This window comes from Corallococcus exiguus (assembly GCF_009909105.1).
In the GTDB taxonomy this organism is placed as follows: Bacteria; Myxococcota; Myxococcia; order Myxococcales; family Myxococcaceae; genus Corallococcus; species Corallococcus exiguus.
Genome location: NZ_JAAAPK010000013.1, coordinates 268,899 through 281,288, shown reverse-complemented (window position 1 = coordinate 281,288; position 12,390 = coordinate 268,899). Strand labels below are relative to the sequence as shown.

Annotated in this window: 8 protein-coding genes; 3 read left to right on the top strand and 5 right to left on the bottom strand. The window is 69.1% G+C overall.

Going from position 1 to position 12,390, the window contains the following annotated elements; translation table 11 throughout:
* The first annotated feature begins 81 nt into the window (after window positions 1-81).
* Entirely contained in the window at window positions 82-543 is a 462-nt protein-coding gene (locus tag GTZ93_RS36965) for a GNAT family N-acetyltransferase (RefSeq protein ID WP_139919079.1), read from the top strand.
* A gap of 87 nt (window positions 544-630) precedes the next feature.
* On the opposite strand, the gene GTZ93_RS36960 is transcribed toward GTZ93_RS36965, so the two are convergent.
* Window positions 631-936 (bottom strand): hypothetical protein, encoded by a 306-nt coding sequence (locus GTZ93_RS36960; protein WP_139919078.1) that lies wholly within the window; start codon window positions 934-936, stop codon window positions 631-633.
* Between the two features lie 336 nt (window positions 937-1,272).
* On the opposite strand from GTZ93_RS36960, the gene GTZ93_RS36955 reads away from it, so the two are divergent.
* Window positions 1,273-3,642: an RCC1 domain-containing protein gene (locus GTZ93_RS36955; protein WP_139919077.1), complete on the top strand. Its 2,370-nt coding sequence runs from the start codon at window positions 1,273-1,275 to the stop codon at window positions 3,640-3,642.
* 48 nt (window positions 3,643-3,690) lie between these two features.
* On the opposite strand, the gene GTZ93_RS43340 is transcribed toward GTZ93_RS36955, so the two are convergent.
* Window positions 3,691-3,993, bottom strand: coding sequence for a hypothetical protein (locus GTZ93_RS43340; RefSeq protein ID WP_139919076.1), 303 nt, complete (start codon window positions 3,991-3,993; stop codon window positions 3,691-3,693).
* On the opposite strand from GTZ93_RS43340, the gene GTZ93_RS36945 reads away from it, so the two are divergent.
* Window positions 3,974-4,411: a hypothetical protein gene (locus GTZ93_RS36945; protein ID WP_139919075.1), complete on the top strand. Its 438-nt coding sequence runs from the start codon at window positions 3,974-3,976 to the stop codon at window positions 4,409-4,411. The genes GTZ93_RS43340 and GTZ93_RS36945 overlap by 20 nt on opposite strands.
* Here the strand turns inward: GTZ93_RS36945 and GTZ93_RS36940 are convergent.
* The 3 genes from GTZ93_RS36940 to GTZ93_RS36930 all read right to left on the bottom strand — a co-directional run bounded on the left by GTZ93_RS36940 (window position 4,398) and on the right by GTZ93_RS36930 (window position 12,294).
* Window positions 4,398-7,592, bottom strand: coding sequence for an NEW3 domain-containing protein (locus GTZ93_RS36940; protein ID WP_139919074.1), 3,195 nt, complete (start codon window positions 7,590-7,592; stop codon window positions 4,398-4,400). The two genes, GTZ93_RS36945 and GTZ93_RS36940, sit on opposite strands and share 14 nt — an antisense overlap.
* Window positions 7,593-7,783: 191 nt before the next feature.
* On the bottom strand, window positions 7,784-9,562 hold the full coding sequence (locus tag GTZ93_RS36935) for an ABC transporter ATP-binding protein (RefSeq protein WP_219629077.1): 1,779 nt from the start codon (window positions 9,560-9,562) through the stop codon (window positions 7,784-7,786).
* Window positions 9,563-9,615: 53 nt separating this feature from the next.
* The gene (locus GTZ93_RS36930) at window positions 9,616-12,294 is read right to left on the bottom strand and encodes a hypothetical protein (protein WP_139919072.1); all 2,679 of its coding nucleotides are present in this window, start codon (window positions 12,292-12,294) and stop codon (window positions 9,616-9,618) included.
* Between the last annotated feature and the right edge of the window lie 96 nt (window positions 12,295-12,390).

Genomic DNA, 12,390 nt, shown 5'->3' with positions numbered 1-12,390 from the left:
CGGGCAACTCGTCCGCGAGCACGCTGTCTTCCGAGAGGCCTTCGGACTTATCTGATTCAGATGAGGGGATGCTTCAGCACCATGGCCCCCTCTTCTCTCGACTGGCAGTGGAAGCGATTCAGCGAGCTCACGCTCGAGGAGCTGTACCGGATGCTCGCGCTGCGCTCCGAAGTCTTCGTGGTGGAGCAGAAGAGCCTCTATCTCGATGCGGACGGCCTGGACGCCGAGTGCTTCCACCTGCTCGCGGGCGTCCCGGGCACGGGGCAGTTGGGCGCCTACCTGCGCGCTCTGCCGCCCGGCCTCAAGTTCCCCGAGGCGAGCCTCGGCCGCGTCGTCACCGCGCCGGCGCTGCGCGGGCAGCGGCAGGGCCACGACCTGGTCGAGCGCGGCCTGCACTTCCTCGCCGAGCGCTTTCCGGGCGCGCCCGTGCGCATCGGGGCGCAGGCCTACCTGCAGCGCTTCTACGAGGGCTTCGGCTTCGTGGCCGTGAGCGACATCTACGACGAGGACGGCATCCCGCACCTCGACATGCGCAGGGGCTGACGAGGGAGCATCGGATGAACAGCGGAGTGCCGCACTGAACCGCGAGCCCCGGACACGACACCGGGCCTCGCGGGTGTTCAAGACCGCTCAGCTCTCGGCGGCCGGGGCCTGCTCCACTTCCGGATGGGCGGCGTCGCAGACTGGCGCGGTGTCCTCGGACCACTGGGCCTGCTCCGAGGAGACGGATGCAGTCTCCTGCGAAGGCTGCGCGGGCGAGGAGCAATACCCGCCCCACGCCTCACAGGTGGTGGGGATTGTCCTCACGAAACAAGATCCGGTGCAGTCGAACATGTAGCAGATGTCATAGCACTGCGGCGGATAGGCAAACGCGGCGGCGGGGACCATCGCGAAGATGACGGCGACAGCGTTCAGGGACTTCCTCAGCGCGTTCATCTGCACTCCTGGGGTGCGTGGGACGTGTCTGCGCGAAGCCAGGCACGCCCGGCAGCAGACGCCACCCCCTGGCCCAATGACAGACGTCCCAAGCCATCAGCGCCATCGACTGAACACTCACACCCGCCCCAGGTCCCTGGCCACAAGAGTCAATAGCGGACCGCCTCTCTCCAGCGCGACGCATGGGGCGAATAGAAGGCCTGACAGCGGCGAAAGGGACTCCCTCCCGGCCCGGTATTTGCGTACAGTGGCGGCGCACCTTTCCAGGATGCCTGCGCGCGGGCGTGGGGATGACTCCGGAAAAGGCCAACGCCGTCATCCGTTTGGGGAACGTCCATGCAGCGAGTGGGGAGCAGCAGGCTCTGGGTCCTGGCCGTCAGCCTTGTCATGGCGCTGACCGGGTGCGGCTCGGAGGAAGCCACGGGAAGCGCGCGGGCCGTGGTGTCACTGCCGCAGGCGTTGGGTGCAGGCGACGTCGCGCGGGTGGAGTTGACGGTCAGCGGGCCCGGGATGGCCTTGCGCACCCAGGCGCTGGTGAAGACAGGCCCGCAATGGGGCGGAGAGGTCCAGAACCTGGTCGCGGGCACCGGCCGCACCTTCGCGGCCCAGGGCTTCGATGCGTCCAATGTCTTGCGTTACGCGGGCCAGGTGACCGGCATCACCATCACCGCGGGGCAGGTGACGGCGGTGACGCTGGTGTTGCAACAGGTGGATGCCCCCGTTCCCTTTGACAACGCGGCTCCCGTCATCACGTCGTTGGTGGCGAGTCCCAGCATGGTCTTTCCGGGCGAGGTCGTGACGCTGCAGGCCGCCGCGGAGGACCCCAACGTCGGGGACACGCTCACGGTCGCCTGGACGGCCGCGTCTGGCAGCTTCAGCGCGGCGTCGAGCCTCTCCACGACCTGGACGGCCCCCGCGACGCTGGGACCGGCGGTGCTCACCTTGAAGGTGACGGATTCGAAGGGGGCCAGCGCGACCCTGGACGCCACGGTGACCGTGAGAAGCGCAACGGGCGGCGCCGTGGTCAACGGCTCCTTCAACACCTGGCCGCAGGTGAGCGGAATCATGGCGACGCGCACTTCGGTCGCGGTGGGCGAGTCCACCACCGTCACGGCCAGTGCCAGCGACGCGGATGGGGACAGCCTCCGCTATCAGTGGACTTCCTCGTGCCTGGGGACGTGGGCCAATGCGAACACGGCGAGCGCCAGCTTCACCCCCACCGCCCAGCCTCCCGCGGGCATCCCGTGCGCGAGCTGCGCGCTGAGCGTGGCGGTGACGGACGACCGGGGTGGGCAGACGACGGGAACGCTGAGCCTCTGCGTGGGGACGCCGACGTCGGTGCGCTTTCCTCCCGACGTGGTGGAGACCTTCCAGTCCCACACCGCCGTGCCCGCGGCGGGCAGCCCCGTCGCCTTCCGGGTGAAGGCCCAGGACGCGCAGGGCAGTGCGCTCACCTTCGCCTGGACCGCGAACGTGGGCACGCTGGGGACCGCCAGCACAGGCGCGGCGACGAGCGAAGTCCTCTGGACGGCGTCGGCCTGCGTGCCGGCCGGGATGACGCCGGGCGTGCAGGTGACGGTCACCAACGCGTTGGGTCTGTCCACCGTCAGGACCTTCAACCTGCAAGGCGGGGCCAGCTGCGCCGTGCCCTTCGCGGCGACGCTGGCTTCTGGCTACGGCTTCACCCTTTCCCTGAAGCAGGACGGCACCGTCTCCGCCTGGGGTAACAACCAGTACGGCCAGCTCGGGGATGGGACGACGACCAACCGGACCACCCCCGTGAAGGTGCAGGACCTGTCGGGGGTCGTGGCCATCGCCGCGGGCCGTGTCCATGGCCTTGCGCTGAAGGCGGACGGCAGCTTGTGGGTCTGGGGCACCAATAACTCGGGCCAGCTGGGTGACGGCACCTATACGAGCCGCCTCACTCCGGTACGGCTCCAGGGGGTCGGCAACGTCGCCGCCTTTGACTCCACCTATGAGCATACCCTGGTGTTGAAGCAGGACGGCACCGTGTGGGCCTGGGGCTACAACAAGAGCGGACAACTGGGTGACGGGACCACCGTCACCGACCGCAACGCTCCCGTGCAGGTCCAAGGGCTGACGGGCATCACGGCCATCGCCGCAGGTTACCACCACTCCCTGGCCTTGAAGCAGGACGGCACCGTGTGGGCCTGGGGCAATAACGCGGACGGCCAACTGGGTGACGGGACGAATACAAACCGCCTCGTCCCCGTGCAGGTCACCGGCCTGTCGGACATCCAGGCGGTCTCCACCAGTCTCTTTCACAGCCTGGCCCTCAAGAGGGACGGCACCGTCTGGGCCTGGGGAGAGAACTTCTATGGCCAGCTCGGGGATGGAACGAAACAACCGAGGACTCTGCCCGTGAAGGTGCTGTCGCTGACGGGGGTGACCTCGGTCTCCGCGGGGGAGCTGCACAGTCTTGCATTGAAGGCAGACGGCACCCTGTGGAGCTGGGGCTGGAATGCCTACAGTCAACACGGGGACGGGACAAGCCTCCCCACCATCCGCGACTCCCCCGGAAAGGTGCCAGGCCTGACAGGTGCCAAGGCCATTCTTGCCAGGCGCCACTCCAGCTTCGCGCTTCTGCCGGGGAATGAGGTCTGGGGGTGGGGGTACAACGAGAATGACCAGTTGGGCGTGGGGACGGCCTTTCCGATCAGGGTTCCGACGCGGATGACCTACTGAGCCGCGGGGGCGTCTTTCCCGGGACGGCGGTGGGCTTGAGGCCCGGAGCTAAAAGCCCTGCACCTTCACCGGCGTAGAGCGGTTCCTCGTCGTCACGTCGCCCGGCGGGCCGTAGTCGTTCCAGCCCCAGGCCCAGACGCTACCGTCCGACTGCAGCGCCACGGTGTGTTCGTCATCCGTGGCGATTTCAATGCCTCCACGCCGCGGCTGCCGGTGGTGGACGCAATGCTGCCTTTCCTGTGCGCTGTGTGGCCTGGCGCAGGACCTGGCGGACCGCCTCCGCGGCTGAGACGCGCTTCGCGCTGTTCGTGTGTGTGGTATCGAGCCTGCCGTGCACGAGCGAATCCCCACTCCGGCGCGTTACTGGGCGTCGCGGGTGCTGCTGCTGGCGTGCGCCAGCGTGGTGGCTACGTCGCGGGTCCGGTCCAGCGACGAGCTGTCTCCCGTCCTCTCTGGCACTCCTGTCCGGCTGACGATGAACAGTGCCAGGGTCATGCGCACACGGGTCGTCCGTGCGGAGGCGAAGGAGGGTTCGTCGGTTCCGGCGGTGGGAGAGCTGCGGCTGATGGCCAACGCGAAGTGGACGCCGAGCGACCCCACCCAGACGGCGCAGCCCCGGCTGTCGATCAACTCCTACGACGGCCAGACCGACCGGGGTCGAGCCATCGGCCGGGCTCCAAACCCAGGAGCCCGGCTTCCTGCTTCACGCTCAACCCGGGAACGTGCAGCGGCCCGCCACACGGACACCCGGCGCGTCACTGCACGGTGAAGCCCACCGTGTTGCTGGTGACCGTCTCCGTGCCCGCCGTGGCGGTGGCGGTGACGGCGTGCGCACCGGGCACGCGCGCCACGTAGCTCCATCCTGCCTTGCCCTTGGCATCCGTGGACACGGTGAGCGCGTCCATGAGGCCATCCGGACGGAGCAGACTGAATCGCACGCTTGCCTGCGCGGAGCCTGTTCCTCGCGTCACGAGGGTCGTGACGAGCACCAGACCGTTGCGCCTGTAGCTGAGCGCCGGCACCGACAGCGTGGCCTTCAGCGGCAGCGGGGTGACGTCCACCGTGAAGCTGCCCAGCGCCGCGCTCGCGCCCGGGTGCGAAGCCGTCCCGCTCACCGTGAAGCGACCGGACACCGTCTGCGGAGGAGTCACGGTGAGCGTCACCTGTCCGCTCGCGCCACGAGCCAGCGAGAGCGCCATCTGCGACAGGCTCGACGTCCAGCCCGACGGTGCCGAGGCGCCCAGCGAGAAGCTGCTCGCGGCGCACGCCGTACTGTCGTTGTTCGTCACCGCCATCGTCACGGTTAGCGGCTTGCCCGCCTCCACGGTGGCCGAGGCCGGCGTGAAGTCCACCGACGGCACACGGGGCACGCACACCACGCGCGCCTCCAACTGCGCGCCACCAACGGATACCCCGTCACGCAGCACGCCCAGCTCGAAGGAACGGCTGCCCGCGCCCGCGTTCGAAGGCGCGGTGACCGTCAGCGTCGCGGTGGCCGTGGCCCCGGGCGCCACCGTGAGCGACGGCGTGGAGAACACCGAGCCCCACGGGTCCGAATCCAGCGCCAGCGTGAACGTGGAAGCTCCACACGTCGCCGCATCGTGGTTGGTGACTGACAGCGTGTAGCTTCCCGTCCCTCCCGGCACCACGTCCACCGTCGACGGCAGCGCGCTGAGCGTCGGCGCCGAGCGCACGCAGGGATTCACCGTGACGGAGGCCGTGGCGGTGGTCTCCACCACATAGCCGTCCCGCAGAATCTGGAGGTCCACGGCGTAGGTTCCCTGCGCGTCCGTGGGCACCGTCTTGTACATCGTGAACTCGAACGAACCGCCGGGCTCGATGTCGAAGCCATACTGGTCATAGTCCGTGGCCCAGCCCGCGGGCAGCGTGGACGCGGGCTCGAAGTACCACCACCCGCACGCGCGCGAGTCGTGGTTGACGAGGGTGACGCCAAAGGCAGCCGTGTCCCCGGCGCTCACCGTCTGCGAGGCCCGGTCGAAGCGCACCTCGAGGGGCGCCTGCTGGCACGGCGCAATCACATCCAGTATGTCCTCCGCGGTGATGCTCGCGCCGTCACGCGCGACGGTGACATCCACCGTGTACGTGGCGTACTGCGTGCCCTGCGGCACCTCCTTGGTGAAGTAGAGGGAGCGCTGATTGCCGGGCTCCAGGGTGATGCTGGCGGGGAGGTTCGTGGTCGGCCAGCCCGCTGGCATCGACGTGGAGAGCGCGAAGGTGGAGGTAGGGCAGCCCACCGTGTCGTTGTTGGTGATGGAGAGGCCGCTGTCCACCTGCCAGCCCGGCGCGGCGTACTCGTACCAGGTGTCGAACGTCACCGTCGGCGGCGCGCGCACGCACGGCACGGGCTCATAGTGGACGCTCACCGTGATGCCCGCGGGCGTGGCGGCGTCCACCGACAGGCGCAGGTTGGTGTACGGGTCCGCCCACGTGCCGGGCAGGAAGGCCGGATCCCACCACGCGGACGTCTCCGGCGTGAAGTCCAGCAGGTGCGTGTAGCTGCCCGTGTACGTGTCCTCGTAGTGCACCAACGCGCCGTCGTACACCTGTGAGGGGAAGAAGCTGACGTCGTAGTCGCCCACCTGCCGGCGGGCCTCCAGCCACAGCCAGCCGTCGCCGTAGAAGCCACGGCGCACCTTCAGCGCCTGCAGGCCACTGCCCATGGGCGCGGACAGCGGGGACAGCGTGAAGGTGCCGTCCGTGCCGTCCACCGTGGCCACCGAGCTCGGCTCCAACCAACCGGCGCGCACCTTGTGCGGCGCCGCGTAGTGGCCCAGGTTCCAGTCGCCCATGGAGGTGAACTTGTCGCCGTACTCGGTGAGCGTGCCCCGCGAGCCCACGGGGCCCAGGGCCTCCGCCCCGAAGTCGCGCGCGCTGCCGTGGTGCAGGGTGAGACTGTGGCCACCCTCGTGCGTCACCAACTCCACGCCCAGGTCATTGGGGCTCATGTACTCGGCGCGCAGCCACGCGGTGGAGGCGGTGATGGAGCCGTCCTGCGTCTGCTGCGTGTAGCACGCCAGCGTGCCCAGGCCGCCGTAGGAGCAGTTGGTGTCCGTCGCCTCCGGGTGGACGATGAAGATGCGGTCATACTGCCGGAAGTCCACGTCCGCGTCGGCCGCGGCGATGGCGGCCACGCGCATGGCGTCCGACTCGGCGCACGAGTAACCCCGGTTCAGCGTGTACCAGCCCACCACGTCGCCGCTGGCGCTGGTGCGGCCCTGGGACACCTCCTGCCAGTAGCGCGTCAGCGAGCGCTGCGTGGTGGAGAAGAACACCTCGCGCACCTGCTCCGCGGTGAGCGTCTGCGGCTGCCCCGGGAAGGTGGCGAGGATGACCAGCGAGCGCTGGTCCCCCGTGGTGCGGCACGCGGACGTGGCGGAGAGCGCCTGACGCACCGGCACCACCTGCGTGTCCTCCGCAGCCAGCCGCGCGGCCAGCTTCAGGCCCCGCACGCGCACGCGCAGGCCGCTGCGCAAATCCCCGGATGGAGTATTCGAGAAGCGCACCTGGAGCCGCTCGCCCTTCACGCGCAGGAAGTGCTCCGTGCGCGCCTCCGTCCGCGCCGGGTTGTCCGCGACGAGCACCTCCAACTCCCCCTCGAAGTCCCCGCGCGCCTCCAGCAGCGGCGCCGCGTCCGGCTGCTTCCGGGCGAGGTTCGCGCGCACGGACTCGGGAAGCGCCAGCGCCAGCGCGGCGCCCGCATCCACGTCCATCAGTGAGCCCAGCGCCTCGGCGCGCTCACGCAACAGTGGCGTCAGTCCCGCCTTCTCGCCCCGGCGCAGCCGGGCGTTGAGCTGCGACACCTTCTCCTTCAACGGCGCGGACTCGGCCCCTGCGAGGGCCGGGGGCGCGGTGGGAGCCGGCGTGGGCTCCTCCTGCGTGGCGCAGCCCAGGGTCAGCGCCAGCGTGACGGTCAACAACGTGCGAAACATACCCTCTCCCGGTGAGCGGCGGCCCTGGCACGGGAAGCGCGCTTTTCGGGCCGCCGCGCGCGCCTTCTGCCCCGGGCTGCTGGATGTTTTCAACATCACTCCAGAACTCCGTGCGCGATGACGCCTCCGTCACGCCGAGTTGTCCCCGATGTCACTCCGCCATGTTGCCGTGCCATCCGCGGCGAAGGCGCTCAGCGGTACCGGGAGGCCTGTAGCTCGTACATCGTCGCGTAGCGCCCCCCGACGGCGACCAACTGCTCGTGGGGGCCCTCCTCGACGACCTTCCCGTTCTCCAGGACGAGGATGCGGTCCGCCATCTTGACCGTCGAGAACCGGTGCGAGATGAGCAGCGCCATCTTCCCGCTCGACAGCTCACCGAACCGGTTGAAGACGTCCAGCTCCGCACGGGCATCGAGCGCCGCGGTCGGTTCGTCCAGGACGAGGATCTGCGCGTCGCGCAGGTACGCCCGGGCGAGCGCGATCCGCTGCCACTCGCCTCCGGACAGGTCGAGTCCGCCGTCGAAGCGGCGTCCCAGCATCTGCGCGTACCGGCCCGGCAACCGGTCGATCACCGCGTCGGCCTGGCTCTTGCGCGCGGCCTCCAGGATGCGCGCCGGATCCTCGTGCTGCTCGATACGGCCCACCGCGATGTTGTGATGGGCCGTCATCTCGTAGCGCGCGAAGTCCTGGAAGATGACACCGACCTCGTGCCACAGGTCCTCCAGCCGGTAGTCCCGCAGGTCGACGCCATCGAGCAGGATCTGCCCCGAGCTCGGCTCGTAGAGCCGCATCATCAGCTTCACGATGGTCGTCTTCCCCTGCCCGTTCTCCCCGATGAGCGCGATGCGCTCCCCCGGAGCCATGTGGAAGCTCACACCCCGGAGGACAGGCTCGGGTCTGCCGGGATACGTGAAGGTCACATCGCGGAACTCCAATCCCTTGCGGATGGGTTTGGGGACCGGGACCGCGTTCGTCGACGAGCGGATGGACGGCTGGAGCGCGAAGAACGCCAGCATGTCGCGGATGTAGAGCGCCTGGTCCGCGATGCCCGCACCCGTCACGGAGAACTCCTGGAGCGTCCGGTTTGCTCCCGCGATGGCCCCCGCGAGGAACGTGAGCTCCCCCACGCTCAGGGACCCGCGCGCGGCCTGGTAGACGACGAAGGCATAGGCGCCGTAGTAGCCGAGTGAGCTGACCACCGAGAGCAGGGACAGGCCCGCGAGCGCGCGTCGCGACAGCTTCACGACCTCGTCCCGGAGCTCTCCCGACACGCTCTCGTAGCGGCTCATCAGGAAGGAGCTCAAGCCGAAGATCTTGAGCTCCTTCGCGCTCTCCCTGCTCGCGCCAAGCTGTCTCAAGTAGTCGAGCTCACGCCGCTTGGGCGTGTGCCGGAAGTTCAGCGCATACACTCGCGCCCCGAAGTACGCCTCGCCCAGTGCCGCGGGCACGAGGCAGACCACGATGTTCAGCAGGATCCACGGGGAGAAGACCACGATGCCCACGCACAGGCTCACGGTCGTCAGCCCCAGCTGCAGGAAGCGGGAGATCGCGGCGACCATCACCAGCCGGTCCGTGGCCTGGGCCCGGGCCCGCTCCAGGCGGTCATGGAACGCCGGGTCCTCGTAGGTCGCGAGGTCCAGCCGCGAAGCCTGCGCCATCAACCGCAAGCTCACCTGCCGCACGTAGTTCTCACGCAGCACCACGCCTACGTAGTCGATCCCCCTGGAGAGGACGGCGCCCAGGACCGCCAGCCCGAACTCCAGCGCGACAAATCCCCAGAGCCGGCTCGTCATCCCGAGCCCCGCGCTGGCGTTGGCCACGACGCCATCGACGATCCACCGGGCGACGACGAGGACCGCCAGGGGGATCAACGCCGCCAGCGTCCGGAGCACGAGGTGGGCGACCACCGTCCTCGGGCCCGACTCCCACACCATGCGGAGCACCGGCAGGATGTTTCGGAGCGAAGCCAACCGCCCCTCCTGGACGTTGTCGTTCGATTGCGTCCGCGCCGTGCCAATGACTGTCATGGTGCTTCCTTCGTCTCATAGACAAGGACGTCGATCCACGCGATCCGCCAGTGCCGGTGGAAGTGTTGGATCAGGATGTCGTCACACGCCAGGTTGGTCAGGGCCAGCAGGGTCAGTCCCAGCGACCGGGGGGACGCAAGGGACTCCGCCTCCAGCAGCGCCTGGAGACCGTCGACGGGACTGCCCGGATTGAACCGGAGCGCGAGTGCCTGGAGGTGCAGGGAGGCCTCGGGCCGGGACGCGGTCTCCACCGCGGGGCGCGCCGCGTCCTCCAGCAGCGTGGCGGGAGGAAACCAGAGGAACACGGACGGAGCCAGCTGCTCGACCGCCGCATGGGCATCCGGCGTCCCAGCCCCCCGCGTCTCCAGGTGCGACTCCAGCAGCCGTTGCCAATGGCGGAGGGGCAACTGCCCTTCCGCGATGGCGACGAAGCTCGCCAGGAGTCCCGCGTCGTCGAAGGCCGCCTGGAGCCGCGGGGCTGGCGTCCCCGACCCCACGTCATGGCCCTCGTGGAGAAGGCCGCTCGACGCGTCGTGAAGGAATGCGAAGTCCATGCCTTCACGCAGCGCCCGCGCGCGGGCCTCACATGCCTGGATGGAAGCGGAGGTCCCGCCCGCGCGGCGCATGCCCTCCAGGGCGCTCTCGAGGACGATGAGCGCGGAGGCCAGCATGCCGCTCTCCGAGGTGGACAGTCCTCGGAGCCCGCCTCCGGTGAGGGGATGTCCCCTGAATCGTTCGAGCCGCTCGACCGCGCCAAGCGCCTCGTCGAGCCTCGACAACAGGGCCGCTGACTCCAGACAGCCCAGGTGGTGCGCGCACAAGGGAGCCACGAGCCCCAGTGCCGCATCCACGGCGGTGGGCTTCGCGTCCGCATCGCGGCTGTCGCACGCCCGCGCGTAGAGCGTCCAGCAGCGCCGCGCCAACTCCGCGGGAGCCCCCTGCCCTTCCTCCAGAGGCGGGGCCGCCCGTTCCTTCCGCGCGAAGACGAGCAGGGGAACCCAGGCGACGAGCATGGGCGACGCCCAGGGCAGCGAACCCGGGTTCATGACGGCGAGCGCCCCCGCGATGACCAGCGCCAGCAGTGCGGCGCGCCAGAACTCCGGAAGCATCATGGACGAGATGGCGCGGAGCTTCTGGTTCGCCTGGGAATGCGTCGTCCAATCCAGGATGCGCGCGCGATCCACCCCCATCCGATAGAGCGCGCGAGCGATGGCGTCCATCATTACTCCCGCCAGTGGGAGCAGTACCGCCAGCTCCATCAAGGCATCCAGCAGCGTGCCGTAGGCAGTGGATAGCAGGAACCGCGGAACGTGACGCGGAGGGGGAAGCCGCCAGACGGTCCACGCGACGAACATGAGCGAACCGAGGACGGGACGGCGACAGAACCACCCCGCCACGCCCAGCGTCCAGGCCCACGCATCAGTGCTCCCCGGCGTCCACAACCATCCGTAGGTCACCACGAGCAGTGCCCATGGAGCGCTCAGGCTGCGGCGCATGTCCGTGAAGATCCGCCACCGGTCGATCACGCTCAACGGATTGACGACCCACCGGCCGCCGCGCGTGGGCACCCATGGCAGCAGCCAGGGCAACAACTGCCAGTCTCCTCGGGTCCAGCGGTGCCAGATGCGCGCGGTCCCGGCGATGTCCGTGACGCGTCCCTCGAACATCTGGATCTCGGGAACGTGCGCGACCCGCGAGAACATGCCCTCCAGCTTGTCGTGACTCAGGACGGCATTCTCGGGGATGCGCCCTTCCAGGCTCCGGGCGAAGGCCGCCACGTCGTAGATGCCCTTGCCGACGAACTCGTCGATGCCAAAAGCGCGTTGACTCAAGCTGGTGCGTTCGCGTGTCTTGCGCCGGAAGAGGGACGTCTTCACGCCTTGCATCGCAAGCCATGCCGACCGCGTGAGCTCTCCTCGCAGCCCGGGCTGGAGCATCGAATACCCGGACACCACGCGCTGACTGTCACCGTCGAACCGGGCCTGGTTCAGGGGGTGGTGGAGGACGGAGACCAACCGCGCCGCGGAGCCTGGGAGCAGGTGCGTGTCGGCATCCAGGGTAATGACATACCGGACGGTCCGAATGACGCCCGGTACGGGCCCCACGTAGCTCGTGTCGTCCGCCCCGAGCACCAGCCGGTTGAGCTCCTCCAGCTTGCCCCGCTTGCGCTCCCACCCCATCCAACAGCGCGCCACGGGATTCCACCGCCGTTCGCGATGAAGCAGGAAGAAGCGCGGCGCGTCCTGGGGGCAGTGCCGCGCGTTGAGCAGCCGGATCCCGTCCTCCAGGCGGAGCAGCATTGCCGCCTCCTCGGGGAGCTCCTTCTGACTGGCGTCAGGGAAGTCTGTCAGCAACGCGAAGAAGAGCTCCGGGGAGACATTGCCCTGGAAGTTGCGCTCCAGCCTCCGGAGCTGGGTTTCGATGTCGTCCAGGCTCGCCACCAGCAGGGGCGTGACGACCAGCGTCCGTGTCTCCTTGGACAAGACCCGCTCCGGGTCCATCCTGGGCATCGGTGGCGGCTCCCTGAAACACCGCGTGAAGACAGCGTCGACGCCCCCCTGCAAGAGCTCCAGGCACGGCAGCAGGAGCAGGACGACCAGAGGCCATCGGTCCGCGGCGTCGAGCCCGGACGCGGCCAGCGCGCGCTCCAGCCCCAGCAGCGTCAGCAGGGTCAAAAGACAGACAACCGCGACATAGAGGGGTGCCGCGTGACGAACCAGGACCCTGGTCAGGCGGGTACGCGCGGGCACCGCACACCCCAGATGGACCTC

Excerpts from the sequence above, each read along its gene's own strand:
- GTZ93_RS36955 (WP_139919077.1), top strand. The coding sequence starts at position 1,273 with ATGCAGCGAGTGGGGAGCAGCAGGCTCTGGGTCCTGGCCGTCAGCCTT.
- GTZ93_RS36960 (WP_139919078.1), bottom strand. The coding sequence starts at position 936 with ATGAACGCGCTGAGGAAGTCCCTGAACGCTGTCGCCGTCATCTTCGCG.
- GTZ93_RS36965 (WP_139919079.1), top strand. The coding sequence starts at position 82 with ATGGCCCCCTCTTCTCTCGACTGGCAGTGGAAGCGATTCAGCGAGCTC.
- GTZ93_RS36940 (WP_139919074.1), bottom strand. The coding sequence starts at position 7,592 with ATGTTTCGCACGTTGTTGACCGTCACGCTGGCGCTGACCCTGGGCTGC.